This window comes from Saccharopolyspora oryzae (genome assembly GCF_027853915.1).
GTDB lineage: Bacteria > Actinomycetota > Actinomycetes > Mycobacteriales > Pseudonocardiaceae > Saccharopolyspora > Saccharopolyspora oryzae.
This window is the reverse complement of record NZ_JAQGLA010000006.1, coordinates 108,838-127,538: the sequence shown is the minus strand read 5'-3', so window position 1 is coordinate 127,538 and position 18,701 is coordinate 108,838. Positions and strand designations below refer to the sequence as shown.

Genomic DNA, 18,701 nt, shown 5'->3' with positions numbered 1-18,701 from the left:
ACGGACAACGTTCGTGAAACATCTTCCACGAACCACCCAAACAGCCCTATCTACCTGCGCTGATCCCGCAATCCTGAGATGAACGCCACCCACTGCGCCCGGGGGAACGTCAGCACAGCCCCACCCCGGTCCTTCGAGTCCCGAACCCCAACCACCTCGGGCTCCAACGCCACCTCAACGCAGTCCCCTTGGGCGCCGCTATAGGAGGACTTCAACCAAGCGACTTCGACGCAGTTCGAGGTCGATCCCGACCTGGTTGACTTTCGCCACTCTGCTCGGGACCAGTCCATCACTGCGCTACCTCAGCTCCCGCACGATGTCCTCCATCAGGTGCTGAGATTCTCTCGCATTCAATGCCACCGAGTCGATACGTTCCAGCGCTTCCCGGTAAGGGCCAGTTATCGGCGCTTCATCGAGGAAGACAGCAGTCCTGGCCAGTTCGACGTGCACGACGGGACGAGCCGATGGGAACTCCATCAGCTGGAACCCGCCCACCATCCCGGGATGCGCGCAGGATCGAGTCGGAACAACCCGCACCGAGACCGCTTTCAGCTTGGCAACTTCCCGCAAGTGGCGAAGTTGTTCCAGCATCACCTCGGGACCACCAACGACCGCGCGGAGCGCGGCCTCGCTGATCAGGCCGACGTATTCAATCCCCGAGCGGCGGAGGACCTGCTGACGGCGAAGCCGCGCGGTCAAGCGAAGTTCCGCCTGACTCGGCGTGATGCCGTCAGCGAGCATGAAGGACCGCGAATACTCCAGGGTCTGCAACAGACCAGGAATCAGCATCGGCTCCCAGCTGACCATGCGGGATGCTTCGGCTTCGTAGCTCGCAAGAGTCGCTGATTCCGACGGCAGCCCGGGAAGGCCGACCGCCCACCAACCCGGCTCGCCGAGGTTCCGGCTCATCCCGATAAGTCGATCTCTTTCGACGCCCGTCACCTCGTACAGCGCGAGCAGCGCAGACACTTCCTCCGGAACGATGTTGCGCAGCCCGTTCTCCAAACGGGACAGAGTGGACTTCGACCAGTCGAGCTTCGCGGCGACGGCCGTGACCGTAAGTCCAGCCGCCTCGCGCAACGCCGCAAGCTCAGCTCCAAGTCCCCGAGCCCGAACGCCAGGCTTCTTGCGTGGCACAAGCATTCCCTCCCTTGGAGTGACACCGCGTAGCTTGATCAGGTTGCAGTCTCGCCGGGTTGTTGCAGCAACAGACGTTACCCGCTGAAATCAGCATTGCACACGGAGTCACGAGTTCAGCAACGGAGGTCGCCCGTGTCCACTCCCGGTTACTTGACCTACGTGTGGCGCCCGGTCACCGGTGGTCGTCACGCTTTTCCCATCGCAGCAACGAAATCTCCGCCAGAAGACACCGTCGAGGCCTACTGCGGTGCGGAAGCCGAGGCCTCGGAACTCCACGACCGGTCCGAAGTGGACTGGGTGCGGGAGCAGACCTGCATGGACTGCTGGCGCGTCCTCGCCGCACAGCCCTGACGTCTGCGTGAGTGACGATGGTCGCTCTTACCACCATCCGCACTCACGAAACCTGACCAGCCACAACACCGCATTTGGAAGGACAAAGCCATGTTCTGGATCCAGCTGAGCACCTTCATCCTGTTCAACCTGCTCATCCTCGCCCTGCTCATCACCCACATCCCCGTCCCCGGACTACGCCTCGCCGCAGGTCAGCACGCAGGAACAGGCGACGGCGAGTACACCGTCTGGCACCTCATAGCCGACATCGAAGCCGAAAACCGAGCCATAACCCCACAACCACCAGCAGAACCACCACAACCCCAGTTCTCCGACTTCGACCCCGACGACCAACCCACCGGTCGCCACCACCTGCGCCTGTAACCCCAGACCGGGTCGGTGCGGCACGACATCCCCCGGCCACGTGCCGCACCGGCCCATCCCGGCGGCCGGGCGCGACCCCCTCCCCGCGCCTGGCCGCCGTCCCCCGAAGAACGAGAAACCCTCCCCTGCCGAGGCCGGGGAGGGTTTCTCGTCGTGACGGTCAGGCCGTGACGATCACTCCGGCGGGATGAACGCCGTCTGGATCATCTGCGGGCCACCGCGCAGGCGCCAGAGCCGGGGTCGGTGTCTCGCGCATCTTGCCGATCAGTTGCTCGTACAACGCACGTCCCGAACCACCCGAGTTGCGGGCCAGGATGCGCATTTCTACGCACAATCGACCACCTAGATAACCCGTAAATTTACGCATCGCACCGAGGCAAAAAGTACGCGACATTGATCCATTTACCCGCTCCTCCTACAAAATGATCAACACCTCGCTAGCATTCGAACTTGCGACAGCTGAATCAACGCAGTTCTGCCGCATGACAAATACCATCGCCCGTTCACACAGGAGAATTCCGTGAAGAAAATTAGCGCTGTCTGCCTCGGAGCGCTGTTCGCCGCCTTATCCCTTGCCCCTGTTTCCGCTGCCTCGGCCGCTACGAGCGACCAAGGCATTTCCGCCCAGGAGACCAGGACGACCGTCCGCAACGACATCCCTGGCCTGCCTGCCCGTACCGCCCCATACCCAGACGCCCCCATCCACAGCACCACACCTCCTGGTGCGATTTTGGTCGGCATCTGCTGGTCGGAAGGCGGCTACGTGGAAGCCTGGGGTGCCGCCCACAACAAATGGGTACTGGCTGACAACAGTGCCGGCGGCCTCTGGGTGTGGGGTGGAGGCCTTGTCGGCAACGAGACCGGCAACGTCAACAACCACTGCTGATCACCAAGATCCAGACACGGCCACCGCGCGGTACGCCGCGCGGTGGCCGTGCAATTCTGCTGATATTTCAACACGCAGTGCCCATGGCTACCGGTAACAACAATTGGCGTCAGCCAGCTATACGACGACTCTCCCACTGCACTGATCCAAGCTAACCGAGGCTGCAACCGTCGTATAGATGAAATCCACAATCCTGATTGTCGGCGAACTACATGATCTCGCACAGACGAAACGAAAAACCCTCCCCGGCCGAGGCTGGGGAGGGTTTCTCGTCGTCGTGACGGTCAGGCCGCGACGATCACTCCGGCGGGATGAACGCCGTCTGGATCATCTGCGGGCCACCACGCAGGCTGCGGCTCACCAAGGTACCGCGACCCGGCGGGAGCGGGCGGGACTTGATGTTCGCCACCAGCTGGCCGTCGTCCTTGTTCGCGCTCATCGCCAGACCCGGGGCCGACGTCTCGCGCATCTTGCCGATCAACGGCTCGTACAGCGCACGACCCGCACCACCCGAGTTGCGGGCCAGGATGATGTGCAGACCCACATCGCTGGCCGTCGGGATGAACTCCGCCAGCGGAGCCAGCGGGTTGTTGCCCTGCGGCGCCACCAACTCGTAGTCGTCGACGATCACGAACAGCTCCGGACCCTTCCACCAGGAACGGTTCTTCAGCTGCTCCTGCGTCACGTCCGGACCCGGCAGGCGCTTCTTCAACGACCCCGCCACATCCTTGACGTTGCTCTTGAGCTGGTCCGCACCCACCGCGTACTCCAGCAGGTGGCCGGTGTTGAGGAAGCCGAGCATCGTGCGCCGGTAGTCCACCAGCAGGATGAGCGCTTCCTTCGGCGTGTACCGCTCGGTGATGCCCCGGACGATCGTGCGCAGCAGCGCCGTCTTGCCCGACTCCCGCTCGCCGAACGCGTAGAAGTTCGGCTCGGCGTTGAAGTCCAGGTACACCGGGTGCAGACCGTCCTCGTTGATGCCGATCGGCACCAACTTCGGATTCGGCTGCTGCTCCGGACGCGGCAGCTGCTGGTGCGGCAGAAGATCCGGCAGCAGGCGGACCTGCGGCGCCGGGCGCCCCTTCCACGAGCTCTTGACCCGGTTCACCAGGTCCGCGACACCGTCGGAGACGTCGTCGTTGTAGAGCTCCCAACCCATCCGCGGGTTGCGCAGCGGCTTGCCCTCGTCGGCCTCGCGCTTGACCGCCTCGATCTCGTCGGCGACGCGGTCACCGATCTTCTCGCTGTCCACGCGGGGCAGAGCGGTCAGGAAGTGCAGCTTGGTGCCGTGCATACCGCGACCCGGGCGGCCCTGCGGGACCTTCACCGCGAACTTGCGGTCGATCTCCGACTCACTCGGGTCACCGAGGCGGAGCTCGATGCGGGTCTGCATCAAGTCCTTCATCGCCGGGCGGATCTCCGCCCACCGCGCCGCGGTGACGAACACGTGCACGCCGTAGGCGAGACCGTTGGCCGCCAGGTTCAGCACGTCCTGCTCGAGGGCCTCGAACTCCTCGCGGAACGTCCGCCAGCCGTCGATGATCAGGAACGCGTCGCCGAACGGGTCGTCCTCGAACTCACCGCGGCGGCGCTTGTTCCGGTAGTCGTTCATGCCCTCGACGCCGTGCTGCGCGAAACGGGCTTCCCGCTCGGCCAGCATCGTCTTGAGCTCGGCGATCGTCCGGCGCACCGTGTCCGCGTCGCGGCGGGTGCCGTAACCACCCATGTGCGGCAGGCCGCGCAGCGCACCGATCGAACCACCACCGAGGTCGACGCAGTAGAACTGCACCTCCTGCGGGGTGTGGGTCAGCGCCATCGAAGCGATCATCGCACGGACCGTGTTCGACTTGCCCGCACCGACACCACCGACGATCGCGCCATGACCGCCCTGACCGCTCAGGTCGAGGATCATCGGGTCCTGGCGCTGGTTGTACGGGACGTCGATCAGGCCGACCGGGACCTGCAGCCGACCGCTGCCCGCGTAACCGGCGGCGGTGTAACCGCGGTCGTCGGTCTGCTGCAGCGGAGGCAGCAGACTGTCCAAAGTGGGCGGGGAGTCCAGCGGGGGCAGCCACACCTGGTGGGCGGGCGGACCCTGACCGTGCACCTTGTCGATGACGATCTGGAAGTCGGTCGGGTCGAGGTCGCTCTTCTTCTCCTCCTTGACCTCTTCGACGACCGGCTTCTCCGGCTCCTTCGGCTTCTCCACGTAGTCCGGGATGAAGGGCCGCGGCATCTTCTCACCGGTGACCGGCGACGCAGCGCCCTTGAGCGCCGGCCGACGACCACTGGTCTGGTGCAGGTGACCGGACACGAACGCGGCGCGGAACCGGTCCATGCCGTTCGGGTGCTTCAGGTAGCCGTGACCACCGGTGGCCGGCAGGTCCGCGGCGTCCGGAACACCGATGGCCGCGCGGGATTCCGCCGCGTTGAAGGTCTTCAGACCGATCCGGTACGACAAGTGCGAGTCCAGACCGCGCAGCTTGCCCTCTTCCAGCCGCTGCGACGCGAGCAGCAGGTGGACCTGCAGCGAACGACCCAGACGACCGATCATCACGAACAGCTCGGCGAAGTCCGGCTGCTGCGAGAGCAGCTCGGAGAACTCGTCGATGACCACGAACAGCGCGGGCAACGGCTCAGCGCAGCGGTCGTCGCCGGCCTCGGCCATCTTCCGGTAGTCCCAGACGTTCTTCGCGCCCGCCTTGTTCAGGACCTCCTGGCGGCGGTTCATCTCACCGGCCAGCGCGTCCGACATGCGGTCGATCAGCGAACCGTCGCCCTCGAGGTTCGAGATGTTCGCCGACACGTGCGGCGCCGGGTCGAACCCGTTGAACGTCGCACCACCCTTGAAGTCGACGAGCACGAAGTTGAGCATCGACGACGAGTGGGTGGCGATCAGGCCCAGCACGATGGTGCGCAGGAACTCCGACTTACCGGAACCGGTCGCACCGATGCACAGACCGTGCGGACCCATACCGCCCGAGGCGGTCTCCTTGATGTCCAGGTGGACGATCTCGCCCTGCTCGCCGGGGCCGATCGCGACGCGGTAGAGGTCGTCGCGGGACCGCGGCCGCCAGGCCTCGTTGAGGTCGAAAGTGACGACGTCACCGGCCAGCCCCAGCTGCTCCACGTAGTTCAGCGGCGTGGTCAGCGGCTCGTAGCCACCGCTGTCCGCATCGGACGCGGCGCCCCCGCCACCGGCGACCCGGTACGGGGAGAGCTGGCGGGCCAGCGCAGCGGCCTCCTCCATGCTCAGCGAGTCCGGCTTGCCGAACCACTCGACACCGCTGCCGCCGCGAGCACCGACCCGGCCCTCCTCGACGACCATCCGCATGCCGCGGCGCGCGGTGAGCTGCCCGAGCAGGTCGGACAGGTCGATCATGGTCACGCCGGCCAGGCCGCCCTCGACGTAGAGCGCTTCCTCGCGGCTGATCTCGGCGTCATCGATGATGATCACGATGTGCGGCTGGCCGTCCGGCGGAGCCGCGTTGCGCTGGAAGCGCGGCCGCTCGGCCAGCTGCTCGGAGAGCATCTGCTCGATCGCGGCCAGCGAACCGGCCATCAGGCGCATCTGACCGATGCCGTCGGTCTCGGTCGGGTGCTGGGCGTGCGGCAGCCACTTCACCCACTCCCACTCGGTGCGCGCGCGGCCGCTGCTGGCGACCGCGATCATCACGTCGTCGGGGGTGTGGAAGGTGGCCAGCTGGCACACCATCGCGCGGGCCAGGCCGCGCACGAGTTCCTTGTCGCCCTGCAGGCCGACCGCGGCGAAACCGCGCAGCGAGGTGGCGATCGGCAGGTCCGGCACCAGCGAGTGCGCGCGCACGAAACGGCGCAGCGCCAGCGTCGTGATCGGCTCCAGCTCGTCGACCGGACCGGTCTGCGGCGGCACCAGGCGGGTTTCCAGCCGCTGCGAACCGCGGCCGACCCTCACCTGGCAGAAGTCGTTGTCGTTCGGACGACGCTCCCACATGCGCCGGCTCGGACCTGCCGCCAGCGACCACAGGGTCTGCGGGTCCGGGTGCACCCACTCCCGCGCCAGGCGCTGCTCGTCGGCAGCCTCCCGCGCGCGGTCGCGCATCTGACCGAGGTACCGCAGGTAGTCCTTGCGGTCCTCGTTCATCTCGGCCTTCTTCTGGCCGCCTTCCTTGCCCCCACCGGCCATCATCCCGAAAGTTGAGATGAGCATCATCATCGGCATCATCATCATCATCGGGTTGTTCTGCGCCCGCTGGAGCATGAAAACCATCATTCCCAGCGAAGCGACGATCATGACGGCCGGCAGGACCTTCTGGACGATGTTGCCCGGAATGGTCCGCGGGATCTCCGGCGGTGGTTCGAGGTGCACCTCCCCGCCCGGTGGCCTGGGAGCGGCCAGGCGTGGCGTTCGCTTGAACTGCAGCGTGCTCACCGGACGCAACAACCTTTCCGTGTCAAACGTGCTCTCGATGTCGCGCCCAGCATTCTGCACAGCTGCGGCGCCACCGGCGGCGGGGTGGGAGTCGGACGTGACCAAGCAGATATCAAGTCGTTGGCACGAGTTCCGCCAAACCCGTCACCCCTCGACGGTTGGTGTGGCCATACTAGGGGCGCTCTCCGACCGGGCGGGTCGGTTTCGAAAGAAAAACCCGGCCTTGGTTGGATCGAGCCCCAGACGACAAAAGAATGCAAGGCAATCAACCTTCAGGGAGTAGGGGGCCCAAGTGGCGACCGGGACCACGGTGTTCAGCCGCGTGACGGTGGTGGCACCTACAACTCGCATCGACCTGGCGCTGCCTTCCGACGTGTCGGTGGCAGACCAGCTGCCGATGCTGCTGGAAATGGCCCGCGAGACGACGCCCGACGGCGGTTCGCGGCACGGGGGCTGGGTCCTGGCACGGCTTGGCGACAGCGAGCCGCTCGAACCGAACCAGTCGTTGTCCGCGCAGGGCATCGTGGACGGCGACATGCTGCAGCTGCGGCGCGGCGCGGACAACCCGCCGCCGCCGCTGTACGACGACGTCGTCGACGCGCTCGCCGAGGCCGAGCCCGGCAGCTACCGGCCCTGGACCAAGGAGACCGCGGCCAAGGTCGGGCACACCGCCGGTGCGCTGGCGCTGATCGGCGGTGCGGCCGCGCTCGGCCTGGCCGGACCGGCCGGGCTGCTGCACCACAACCTCGACACCACCACCGCGATCGTGTTCCAGATCGTGGCCGCGGTGGTCGGCGTCGTCGTGGCGATCTTCGCGACCGGCGTCGGATCCATGGTGACCCGCGCCTACGCGGCGCCGACGACGGGAACCGTCATCGCGGCGGCGGGCGGTCTGCCGTTCGCCTTCGTGGCCGGTTTCAACATCGTCCCGGGCAACGCGCTCGAACCGCGATTGCTGCTGGCCAGCGCGTTGACGTTCATCTTCGCCTCAGTGTCGATCATGGTGATCGGGGCGGGCGTCGTCACGTTCATCGCCGCTGCGACCGCGGGCGCCTTCGGCACCGTGGCCTTCATCGTCGGCACCCTGGTGCCCGCTGCGAACCCGGCAGGCATCGCCGCCGGTGCCGCCGCCATCGGCCTGGCCGGCATCTCGCTGCTGCCGCGCATCACGATCCAGCTCGCCAAGCTGCCGCTGCCGCACGTGCCGGGCAGCGCCGAGGACCTCAAGGAAGACACCGGTTTCCCGGACTACCGCATGATCGAGCGGCAGACCGGCCTGGCGCACCAGTACATGACCGGCCTGATCGTGGGCTGCGGCGTGGTGGCCGCGGGCGGCGCCATCGTCGCCGCGGTGTTCAACCCGGTCTGGGGCGCGGCCTTCGCCGTCGTCGTCTCCGCGGTGCTGCTGCTGCGCGGCCGCAACTACGCCAACGGCAGCCAGGCGATCGCCCTGCTGTTCAGCGGTCTGCTGTCCTCGCTGGGCGTCACCATCGGTCTGCTGGCGCAGGTCGCGACCATGCCGGTCGCGGTCGCCTGGGTGTTCCCGCCGCTGCTGCTGCTGGGCGTCCTGTCGATCATCTTCGGCGTGGTGTTCCCGAACCGCCGGTTCTCCCCGGTGCAGCGCCGCATGGTGGACATCCTGGAGGCGGTCCTGATCGCCCTGGTGCTGCCGCTGGCGCTGGCCGCGATGGACCTCTACATGTACATCCGCGACCTCAACATCAACTTCTGAGGGACGGCTCGATGCGCTCAAGGTTCTCCCGCAGCACGCTGCGCACATCCGCGCTGCTCGCCGCGGTCGGTGTGCTCGCGCTGGGTGGGCCGACGGCACCGGCGGTCGCGCAGACGACCGTCGGTCCACCGCGACTGGACGAGTCCAAGCGGGCCGGTAACAGCCTGGACGGCTTCCCCTACCCGCAGAAGCAAGCCTGCATGCAGGGCAACCCCGGCAACTCCGTGATCGAGGAGAAGCCGTGGAGCCAGCGGGTCCTCGGGTACGAACGGGCTCACGAGCAGGGTCTGACCGGTGCGGGCAAGACCGTCGCGGTCATCGACACCGGCGTGAATCCGCACCCGCGGTTGAAGAATCTCCGCAGCGGCGGCAACAGCGTCCTGCAGGACGGCGGTCCGGGCGCTGGAACCAAGGACTGCGACGGGCACGGCACGATCGTCGCGGGCATGATCGCGGCTTCTCCGGACCCGACGAACCAGACCGGTTTCGTCGGGATCGCGCCGGATTCGGCGATCCTGTCCATCCGGCAGAACTCCAGCCTGTTCGTCGAGGACGAGACGAACCAGACCATCGGCAACACCCGGACGATGGCGCAGGCCATCAACATCGCGGTTGCCAGTGGTGCGGACGTCATCAACATCTCGCAGTCGTCCTGCCAGCCGATCTCCCGGGCGGAGAACCCCTTGGACGACGGCAACCAGGAGCTGCAGACGGCGGTCAAGCAGGCCTACGACGCCGGTGTCGTCGTGGTCGCCGCAGCGGGCAACGTCGGTGGTCAGTGCCAGAAGAACCCGGCCGGTAGCCCGACTACCGCGGTGCTGCCGGCGTGGTTCGACAAGTACGTGCTGACCGTGGCCTCGGTGAACGAGCAGGGCGCGCCCTCCGAGTTCACCGTTCCCGGCCCCTGGGTCGACGTCGCCGCCCCCGGCGAGAACCTGATCGCACTGGATCCGGGCCACAACGGCAAGGGCCTGGCCAGCCAGATCGCGCACGGCCAGGACGGCCAGATGGGCCCCATCGAGGGCACCAGCTTCGCCGCGCCTTACGTGTCCGGTCTCGCCGTGCTGATCAAGCAGAAGTTCGAGGAGGAGGGCAAGCACCTCGACGCCGGTCAGATCATGGACCGGATCAAGGAGACCGCCCTGCACCCCGGCGGCGCCGGTGGCCGCAACGACATCGTCGGCTACGGCACGGTCGACCCGGCGGCGGCACTGGGCAACATCGTCCCGGCCGAATGGGGCAAGACGAACCCGCCGCAGCCGCAGAAGAAGCTCGGCGCGGACGTCCTGCCGCAGAAGGACTACCCGGCCCTGATCATCGCCCTCGGCGGTGCGGGCGCGGGTATCGCGGCGATCGTCTTCACGGCGTTCCTGACCAACGCGGTCCGCAACGTCCGAGCCCGAACCCGCGGCGAACGCTGATCCTCCGCACGCAAAGCGGCCCGGTGTCCGAATTGGACACCGGGCCGTTCTGCTTCTGCCGGTCGGTCGCCGTGAGTCTTTTGAGAGCTGCTATTGCAGCCCAAAAGACTCACGGGTCCGTGAACTCAGGCCTTCTTGCGGCGCTTCGGGGGTGGGGCGTCGCCGACCGAGGCAGTAGCCGTTTTCGGCTTTGACGACTGAGCGTCGTTCTGTGGCTTCGGTGCGTCAGAAGTCGACTGTTTCGGGTGGAGGGCTTCGTCGATCGACTTGCGGGGCTTGTCCGTCTGCAGGATGGACGGGATGTCCAGCTTTCCCGTTCGGACCGGGCCTTCCTGGGACGGCTTCTGGGACGGCTTCGGGTCCTGCTGCTGGCCTTGCTCCGGGGCGCCGAAGACGGCTGGGGCCGTTTGCTGGGGTGTGCCGAAGAGCTCTTCGGGCTTGGACTTGAAGCGGGACTGGTTCTTCCGCTCCTGGCCGCCGTCCTGAGCGCCGCCCGCCATTCCGCCCATCATGCCCATCGGCATCATGCCGCCGTACATCCCGCCAGCGGCCGCAGCGCCGCCCGCGGCAGCCGCACCACCACCGGCCATCGCTGCGGCAGCAGGCGGCGTCGCTGAGGGCTCCTGAGCGGTGGTCGTGCCGCCTTCCTCCAAGTCCGGCGCTTCGGCAGCAGCAGTCCCAGCGCTGACCACGCCACCACCGGCACTGCCACCACCACCAGTCGAGTCGCCGCCTGCCGCCTCAGCACCTCCACCGCCAGCGGCCGGCGCTCCAGCGCCTTCCGACGCCCCGCCCGCCGATGCCGCTTCGGTCTCCACCGGCGGCTGCGGGGTTGCGGGCGCGTTGAAGTCCCAGGCCCCCGTCGGCATCCGGTTGTCGTACTGCACCGATCCCGTCGACCGGCCGGCTTCCAGGTCGTCGCAGAACCGGGCGAAGGCCCGGTAGGTGTCCGAAATGGACTCCGCGAGCTCCATCGCAGGCTGCGTCAGCTCCCCCATGTGCTTGCGGGCGCGCTCCGGTCCGCCTTCGGGCGCCAGCAGCGCCGCGGACACCGAATCCGCCGCTTCCGCGATCAGCTCCCCCAGATCGTCCACCTGCGCCTGGACGCCTTCGACGGTGTGCTCCAGCACATCCGCCAGCGCGCGCATGGAGTCGATCAGGTCGTGGCTCGCCAGGCCCACCTCGCGGATGTGCCCGAGGAAGGCCTCGGCATCCGCGCCCTGCCAGGAGGAATCGATCCCACCGAGGCGCCCCTGCACGTCACCGGTCGCCTGCTCGACGGCTTCGGCGTTCTGCCGCCAGATCCGGGCCGCTTCGCGCAGGTCCTCGTGGCGGCCGACCAGGTCCGCGAGGTCCGCCGGGATCGAGTTGGCGAAGTCCAGTTCGCGCGCCATGCGCTTCAGGTAGTCGAGGTGCTCGGCGATCTCGGTCTTGTCGCGGGCCATGATCAGACCTCCTGCTTGCGGATGTCGATGGCGCTGTCGTCGTCGCCACCGCTGTGGAAGTCCACGACCTCCTGCAGCTCGTCACCGGCGCGCGTCAACGCCTCGCTGGCGCGGCGGCTCTGGTCCACCAGCAGCGCGCACAAGCGCTGGTAGGACTCCGGCGCCCCGGCCTTCCGGCCGAGCTCGCCGAAGGACTCCGGAGCCAGCTCCGCGGCGGGCAGCTGCTGCGGCACGGCGGCGATCTCCTCACCGGCCGTGCGCACTTCCCGCGCGTACGTCGCCAACCATTCGACATCGACCCGGATCCCCGACATCCGGCACCTCCCGCGTAGCGCTCTGCGCACTGGCGAACGACATCCAGTGAGCCCTTTTCATCTTGTCCGGCCTGCGACCGCGAAACACGACCGGCACCGCGCGGCGCGGGCCGCATGCGCCGCAGGCGCATAACCCACCCTCGCAACCGGCACCGCCGCGGGTTCTCAGCGTTCGCCTGGCGAGGACGGCCCAGCCGCCGTGTATTGGCATACATAAGGCTGGGCACCCGCAGTCCAGGCGGGCGCTGAGGTTCCGCCACCCGCACCGCCACGCAGGACGAGGATGGAAAACCTTCAGTGGCACTTACAACAATCCGCCCGCAGCGTCACCGTGGCGCTGCGGGCGGATCGCTCGTTCTCTCGGACGTTCGAATCGGCCTGTTCGGTTCCCTCCCCGGCGGTGCCGGACGGAGGATCAGCTACCTGCCTGGGCCGATCCTGCTTGCTGCTGCGGGTTGTTCGGGTTCTCCGGCGGGCGGTTCACGCCCGGGCCGACCGGCACCGCGTCGTAGGTCATGCTGGCGTTCGCCGGGTCGAGGAAGTCGCCCTTCGGCAGCACCCGCGTGAGCCACGACGGACCCGCCTTGACGTCACCGGCACCGCCGATCACGCCCAGGCCCTGCGCGGTCGGGACGTCCTTGACGCCGTACTGCACGCCCTGGTCGGACACCATGAAGATCGGACCGCTGTCCGCGCCGGCCTCGTTGGAGGCGCCGCGAACCACGGCCGCCTTGCCCGCCGGCATGTAGAAGTAGTCGACCATCGGGCCGGTGCCGTCGTACTGCGCGAGCTTGACGGCGGCCTTGGCGGCCGGGGTGCCCTTGTTCAGGGTCACCGTGATGTTCTGGTCGCCGTTGACGTTCTTCCAGCTCAGGCACGAGGTGTCGGACTGCTGGAAGGTCACCGGCTTCGGCACCGCCATCGGGTAGCCGGACAGGTTGACCTGCTCGCTGCTGTCGGCCTCGTCGGCGTCGGTGATCGCACCGGTCGCGTTCGGGATGTCCTTGCTGTTGGTCTTGGCCGCGTGCAGCACCGCCGCCGCGCCCTCGCTGATCTTCTGCTTGCCGCTGGGCAGCAGCAGGTAGAACTCGTCGTTCTGGCCCGGAACCGTCCGGCTCACGACGTCACCGACCTTGCGGTTGGTCATGTAGCCCTGCAGCGCCTCGCCGTCCCGCGGGATGTTCGGCACGTGCAGCGCCGGCACCTCCGGGATCGCGTTGAGCATGTTGGTGCTGATGGTCCGCGGCGTCGCGCCCCGCAGCCCGTACATGTCCATCACGGTGGTCTCGGTGCTGTTCACCAGCGACTTGACCGCGTGGGTGTGCGGCTGACCCGGCAGGTCCTGCACCCGGTAGATCAGGTACTCCCGCTTGGAGGTCTGGTCCTTGACGTACAGCGACTGGTCCGGCGCGAGCTCCGCGCCGTGGTTGTCGTCACCGCCGATCACCGTCGTCTGGACCTTGGTCTCCTCCTCGACGCGGGCGTCGTTGATGGAGTCCTTGACCTGGCCGACGTCGCAGACCGCCCAGGACGGCACCGCGATGTTCTTGGCGTCCGGCAGGTAGGTCGGGGCGTTGACCAGACCGGTGAGCGAGCCGCGCGGGAAGTCGCCCAGCGCCGATTCCTTCACCACGGTCGTCGGGATCGCGCCGCTGCCCTGGCCGCCGCCCTGCTGCATGACGAGCAGCTTCGCCGACGCCACGTTGAGCATCGGGATCAGCCGCTTCTCCGCCTGCTGGTCGGAAGTGACGACGAAGACCGCGCCGGTCTCCTTGCCGATGATGATCGAACCCGGTTGCGGCACCGAGCCCTTGCCGCCGAACAAGCCCCATACGAGGAACCCGATGCACACGACCGCTGCCAGCACCGCACCGGCGATCGTGGCCCGCTTGTGGGAGCCCATCGGGTCGTGCAGCATCACGGCGTCCTTGCGCACCAGCGCCGACTCCATGCGGCGCAGCACGAACTGATACGCCTGAACCTGTGACTTGGTTGTGGGTGTTGATGCCATTCTTCGCCTACAGCTCTCCCGTCCGAGGTACGGTTTCGCAGGATAGTCGCAGAGAGATACCGAATGGGTGCGGTTCCGCCTAGTCCGTCAGTATTCTCTTCACGCGGCTGATCGAAGATTCGCGTCCCAGCGCGCCGAGAGCCGCACCTACCTGCGAGGGGGAGAGACCGAACGGATGTCCGTGACCACGCAACATCCGGCCCAGCCGAAAGCTCCCGGGCCCGCCAATCCGTCCCGCGCTCGCATCCGCGCGCGCCGGCGGCGCATCAATGGCGTAACGCTCGGCGGCATCCCTGCGGCCAACATCGTGCTCATCGAGGTGGGCCTCGCCATCGGGCTCATCCTGACGATCATCGGCGCGAAGCTCGACCTGGCGAACGTCATGCTGCCGGTCGGCGCCGGCATCGCGCTGCTGTCGATCATCATCGCGCTGCTGCGGCGCCGCGGCCGCTGGTTCACCCAGTGGTTCGGGCTGGTGCTCGAGTACCGCGGCCGCAACCACACCCGGGTGTCGAACCCGGCCGACGTCGACGCCATGGAACCGGCCGAGGACAAGAACGGTGACGGCATCATCGGCCCGGACGAGAACCACCGGGTCGCGCTGCTCCGCCTGGTCGTCGAGGACCTGGTGATCGCCCGCAGCCAGGACCACGACCGCAACCCGGTCGGAATGTCCTGGCACAACGGCAAGTGGACCGGCGTCCTCCAGGTCGAGGGCGCACCATCGCTGCTGAATCCCGTTGAGAGCGCACCGAACCTGCCGCTGAGCGCGCTGGAGCCGTGCCTGGAGGACCGCGGTGTCGTGCTCGACGCGATCCAGGCCATCTGGCACTGCTACCCGGGAAGTGCTGCGCTGCCGTCGAATTCGCCCGCGCTGAACTCCTACCTCGAGGTCCTCGGCCGGCTGCCCGCGGCTGCGCGGCGCACCACCTGGATCGCGGTCCGGCTGGACCCGCAGCGCTGCGCCAAGGCGATCGGCGAGCGCGGCGGCGGCATCCTCGGTGCGCAGCGCGCGCTGATCGGTGCGATGTCGCGAGTCCGCAGCGCGCTGGAGCGCCAGGGCGTTCCGACCCGGCCGCTGGACCCGGACGAGCTGCTGCAGGCCGGGATCTCCTCGGCGGAGCTGCACAACGTGATCGGTTCGCAGCGCCCGGTGGGCCTCAAGGAGCGGTGGGACGGCGTGACCGCCGGTGGCGTTGGTCACTCCAGCTACGCCATCACCGGTTGGCCGAACCAGATGAACGACAGCCTGAACGCGCTCACCGGTATCCGCGCGCTGTCCACCAGCATCGCGCTGTCCATCTCGCCGGTCGGCGAGGAGGGCGAGGTCGGGCTGCGCGGCCTGGTCCGGGTCAGCGCCCGCACACCGTCCGAATTGGACACCGCCGACGAGCGGCTGAAGGCGATCAGCCACCGCCTCGGCCTGACCCTCACCCCGCTGCGCGGCTCGCAACTGGCCGGTTACGCAGCGACGCTGCCGCTCGGAGGTGCGGCATGAGCCGAAGCAGAACGATCGATGTGCCCGGAAACCAGGGCGCAGCACCGGAATTCCTGGTCACCCCGGAAACCCTGGACGCCATCAGCCCGTCCGGCGACCGGGGCGGGGTGATCATCGGCTCCAACCCGCAGAAGGAAGCGGAAGCGGCGTCGATCCTCCGCCCGCACCCGACCCGCATGGTCACCGTCGGCGGCCTGTACCTCGCCCGGCAGCTGGCGCTGCGCGCGATGGCCACCGGCGCGTGGGTGATCGTGGCCACCGGACGTCCGGCGGCGTGGAAGACCTTGGAGCGCGCGGCCGGGCAGACCCCGGACGGCAAGCCGGTGCCGCTGGTGCAGATCCGCCGCCTGGCCCCGTTCGACCTGCCCCGGTCATCCGAGGACACCCCGCTGCTGGTGATCCACGACGGCGGTGCGGTGCCGCAGGAGCTGTTCCCGCCCCGCGCCCCGTGGCAGACCACGATGTACGTCCTGCCCTACCTGCACCCGCAGGTGAGCAGCGGCACGGCGGCGAACACGGCGGACCTGGTGCTCCTCCAGCGCCTCCCGCTGAACCAGGCCCAGCTGGCCCAGCGCATCTGGAGCCTGCAGAACCCGCAGGTCCAGCAGCTGACCCAGCTCCAGGACGACCAGGTGATCGCCCTGGGCAACATGACCTGGACGATGATCGGCCTGGTGACCAACAAGAAGGAGCAGGAGATCCTCGGCCCGATCCGCCGCGGCGACTGATCCTGGCACTCCCGCGGAGAAGCCCCGACCTCGCTGGTCGGGGCTTCTTCGCTTTCAGCGGCGGGAATTCGCGGCTATTACTACCCGCCGATTCGACTCAGCGGTGCGGCACCGGGGCTGATCGTCCGAAGTGGTCAGTCGAGGCAGAACTCGTTGCCGTCCGGGTCGGCCATCACGATGTGGCCGCCGCCGAACGGCGGTTCGGGCTCGTGGCGGCTCACCCGGGTCGCACCGAGCCCGACGAGGCGGTCGCATTCGGCTTCCAGCGCCGCCATTCGCTCCTCGCCCTGCAACCCGGGCGCCGCGCGGATGTCGAGGTGGAGGCGGTTCTTGGCGACCTTGTCCTCCGGCACCCGCTGGAAGAACAGCCGCGGGCCGCGCCCGTCCGGATCCTCGAGCGCCGACCTCGCGTTGCGCTGCTCCTCCGGCACGCCCACCCGCTCCAGGAATTCGTCCCACGCGGCCAGCGGGTCCGCGCCCTCGGCGAGCTCTGCGCCGGGCGGGCCGGGGATGGCGTAATCCAGGGCGTCGCGCCAGAAGACCGACAGGGCTCGCGGGTCGTGGGCGTCGACGGTGACCTGGAACTCGCGGCTCATCGGAGGGGCCCTTTCGCATGCACGTGGAGGTCGCGCAGCAGGCACACCTCGGACAGGTGGTGGATGAGCTCGCGGTGGATGTGCAGCACCAGCTCCGCCATCGAGCGCTCGGCCCACGGTCCTTCCGCCGACCCGCACGGTTCGGCGAGTCCGGCTTCGCCGAGGGCTTCGACCCCGGCGAGCCACGTGGCGCACTCCGCGTCGAGCTGTTCCAGCGCGTCAGCGGCGGTCTCCGCGTACTCGAACGACTCGTAGTCGGTGGGCGTGCGGCCGAAGTGCGAGGCGTTGCGCATCGCGAGGACGCCGACGATCACGTGCCCGAGCCGCCAGGCGATGGTCGTGAACGGCGCCGGCACCGGTTGCGGGAACGCGAAGTCGATGGTCATCGCACCCGAACCGGCCTGCATCTGAGCGGTGCCGGTGCCGCGCGGACGCACGTTCCAGCAGTCGGGCACGGGCTCCCAGAAGTACTCGTCGTCGGTGAGGCCGTCGAGGCGCGGCCGCAGCTGCTCGGTCCAGTGCCAAGTGAACTGATCCCGGAGCAGCGAGTTCCAGAGCTGGTCGGTCATGGGCCCATCGTCACCGATATTGCGGACAGGTACCTTCCGTGATTCGTGCGAGGATCCGCGCATGGCCCCCTTGTGCCGACCCTCAGGGGACCGTGACGCAACTCAGCCACAAGAAACCGCAAAAGGCGAGATCAATCCAGACGCAACCACCACTGAAAAATCGCGGAGAGGCGGGACTGTGACGGCCGAACGGGTTCTGCGGTTGCTGGCGCTGCTCCAGCGGAGACCGTCCTGGACCGCCACCGAGCTGGCCGCTGAGCTGGGAGTCACCGATCGCTCCGTGCGGCGCGACGTGGAGCGGCTGCGGGCGCTCGGCTACCCCGTGCACGCGACGGCAGGCGTCGGCGGCGGCTACCAGCTCGGCGCGGGCACCCGGCTTCCGCCGCTGCTCTTCGACGACGAAGAGGCGATCGCGACGGCGGTTTCGCTGCGCCTGGCCTCCGGCGGCACGGTCGCCGGCACCGGCGAAGCCGCGCTGCGCGCGCTGGCGAAGCTCGACCAGGTGATGCCGCCGCGGCTGCGCGCCGAGGTCCGAGCGGTGCACAGCGCCACCGACACCCTCGTCGGCCCCGGCACCGAGATCGACGCGGAACTGCTGGTGACCCTCGCCCGCGCCTGCCGCGATTCGGTCCGCGTCCGGTTCCGCTACGCCCGCCGCGGCGGCGAGGAGAGCGAGCGCGCGGTGGAGCCGGTACGGATGGTCGCCACCCGTCACCGCTGGTACCTGATGGCCTTCGACGTCGACCGGGACGACTGGCGCACCTTCCGCCTGGACCGGATGCGCGACGTGGCGGCGACGACCTGGCGCTTCCGCCCGCGAGAGCACCCGGACCCGGTGGCCTACGTCCAGCACTCCACGTCCGAAGCCCCGTACCGCCACCTGGCCCGAGTCCGCCTGCGAGCCACCGCCGCCCAAGTCCGCGACCTGGTCCCACCCCAGGTGGCGAAGGTCGAAGACGACGAAGACGGCTGGTGCACCTTCACGGCAGGAGGGGACGACCTCGACTGGCTGGCGATGCACATAGCCCGCCTCGGCTTCGAAGCAGAAGTCCTCGACCCCCCAGAACTCCGCCGAGCAGCCCAACACCTCGCCCACCGACTCACCACCATGGCCACCGGCGAACCCGGCACCCGGTGACGCAAATTCAATGGAAATCAGACATCCGATTTCCATTGAAATCGCAGAAGTTCTCCACAGGAACCCGGACCTGTCCACAACCACCGGCGTGTCCGACA

At 68.1% G+C, this 18,701-nt stretch carries 16 protein-coding genes; 8 read left to right on the top strand and 8 right to left on the bottom strand.

Features of this window, described 5'->3' with window-relative positions; all coding sequences use genetic code 11:
- Positions 1-50: 50 nt before the first annotated feature.
- Both OU415_RS06400 and OU415_RS06395 read right to left on the bottom strand, forming a co-directional pair.
- Entirely contained in the window at positions 51-290 is a 240-nt protein-coding gene (locus tag OU415_RS06400; protein ID WP_270947700.1) for a DUF397 domain-containing protein, read from the bottom strand.
- A gap of 7 nt (positions 291-297) precedes the next feature.
- Positions 298-1,143, bottom strand: coding sequence for a helix-turn-helix domain-containing protein (locus tag OU415_RS06395; protein WP_270947639.1), 846 nt, complete (start codon positions 1,141-1,143; stop codon positions 298-300).
- Between the two features lie 129 nt (positions 1,144-1,272).
- Between OU415_RS06395 and OU415_RS06390 the strand changes: the two genes are divergently transcribed.
- The 3 genes from OU415_RS06390 (at position 1,273) to OU415_RS06380 (ending at position 2,740) form a co-directional block, all read left to right on the top strand.
- On the top strand, positions 1,273-1,491 hold the full coding sequence (locus OU415_RS06390; RefSeq protein ID WP_270947638.1) for a zinc finger protein: 219 nt from the start codon (positions 1,273-1,275) through the stop codon (positions 1,489-1,491).
- Between the two features lie 90 nt (positions 1,492-1,581).
- Complete coding sequence (locus OU415_RS06385) at positions 1,582-1,854, top strand: hypothetical protein (RefSeq protein WP_270947637.1); 273 nt, start codon at positions 1,582-1,584, stop codon at positions 1,852-1,854.
- Positions 1,855-2,374: 520 nt separating this feature from the next.
- Positions 2,375-2,740: a hypothetical protein gene (locus OU415_RS06380; RefSeq protein ID WP_270947636.1), complete on the top strand. Its 366-nt coding sequence runs from the start codon at positions 2,375-2,377 to the stop codon at positions 2,738-2,740.
- 298 nt (positions 2,741-3,038) lie between these two features.
- On the opposite strand, the gene eccCa is transcribed toward OU415_RS06380, so the two are convergent.
- On the bottom strand, positions 3,039-7,151 hold the full coding sequence (gene eccCa, locus OU415_RS06375; protein WP_270947635.1) for a type VII secretion protein EccCa: 4,113 nt from the start codon (positions 7,149-7,151) through the stop codon (positions 3,039-3,041).
- 292 nt (positions 7,152-7,443) lie between these two features.
- Here eccCa and eccD point away from each other — a divergent pair, with 292 nt between their 5' ends.
- Both eccD and mycP read left to right on the top strand, forming a co-directional pair.
- Positions 7,444-8,883: a type VII secretion integral membrane protein EccD gene (gene eccD / locus OU415_RS06370; RefSeq protein WP_270947634.1), complete on the top strand. Its 1,440-nt coding sequence runs from the start codon at positions 7,444-7,446 to the stop codon at positions 8,881-8,883.
- Between the two features lie 11 nt (positions 8,884-8,894).
- Complete coding sequence (gene mycP, locus OU415_RS06365) at positions 8,895-10,304, top strand: type VII secretion-associated serine protease mycosin (RefSeq protein WP_270947633.1); 1,410 nt, start codon at positions 8,895-8,897, stop codon at positions 10,302-10,304.
- Positions 10,305-10,429: 125 nt separating this feature from the next.
- On the opposite strand, the gene OU415_RS06360 is transcribed toward mycP, so the two are convergent.
- The 3 genes from OU415_RS06360 to eccB all read right to left on the bottom strand — a co-directional run bounded on the left by OU415_RS06360 (position 10,430) and on the right by eccB (position 14,074).
- Positions 10,430-11,749 carry a WXG100 family type VII secretion target gene (locus OU415_RS06360; RefSeq protein WP_270947632.1) on the bottom strand — a complete coding sequence of 440 codons (1,320 nt, stop codon included), beginning with the start codon at positions 11,747-11,749 and terminating at the stop codon, positions 10,430-10,432.
- A 2-nt stretch (positions 11,750-11,751) separates the two neighbouring features.
- Positions 11,752-12,063 (bottom strand): hypothetical protein, encoded by a 312-nt coding sequence (locus OU415_RS06355; protein WP_270947631.1) that lies wholly within the window; start codon positions 12,061-12,063, stop codon positions 11,752-11,754.
- 415 nt (positions 12,064-12,478) lie between these two features.
- Positions 12,479-14,074, bottom strand: coding sequence for a type VII secretion protein EccB (gene eccB / locus OU415_RS06350; protein ID WP_270947630.1), 1,596 nt, complete (start codon positions 14,072-14,074; stop codon positions 12,479-12,481).
- Positions 14,075-14,249: 175 nt separating this feature from the next.
- Here eccB and eccE point away from each other — a divergent pair, with 175 nt between their 5' ends.
- Both eccE and OU415_RS06340 read left to right on the top strand, forming a co-directional pair.
- Positions 14,250-15,572 carry a type VII secretion protein EccE gene (gene eccE / locus OU415_RS06345; RefSeq protein ID WP_270947629.1) on the top strand — a complete coding sequence of 441 codons (1,323 nt, stop codon included), beginning with the start codon at positions 14,250-14,252 and terminating at the stop codon, positions 15,570-15,572.
- Positions 15,569-16,300, top strand: coding sequence for a hypothetical protein (locus tag OU415_RS06340; RefSeq protein ID WP_270947628.1), 732 nt, complete (start codon positions 15,569-15,571; stop codon positions 16,298-16,300). Before eccE ends, OU415_RS06340 begins: the two co-directional genes overlap by 4 nt.
- 134 nt (positions 16,301-16,434) lie before the next feature.
- Here OU415_RS06340 and OU415_RS06335 read toward each other — a convergent pair whose 3' ends face one another.
- Positions 16,435-16,896, bottom strand: coding sequence for a VOC family protein (locus tag OU415_RS06335; protein WP_270947627.1), 462 nt, complete (start codon positions 16,894-16,896; stop codon positions 16,435-16,437).
- Positions 16,893-17,465 (bottom strand): DinB family protein, encoded by a 573-nt coding sequence (locus tag OU415_RS06330; protein WP_270947626.1) that lies wholly within the window; start codon positions 17,463-17,465, stop codon positions 16,893-16,895. Before OU415_RS06330 ends, OU415_RS06335 begins: the two co-directional genes overlap by 4 nt.
- A 178-nt stretch (positions 17,466-17,643) precedes the next feature.
- On the opposite strand from OU415_RS06330, the gene OU415_RS06325 reads away from it, so the two are divergent.
- Positions 17,644-18,603 (top strand): helix-turn-helix transcriptional regulator, encoded by a 960-nt coding sequence (locus OU415_RS06325; RefSeq protein WP_270947625.1) that lies wholly within the window; start codon positions 17,644-17,646, stop codon positions 18,601-18,603.
- Positions 18,604-18,701: the final 98 nt, after the last annotated feature.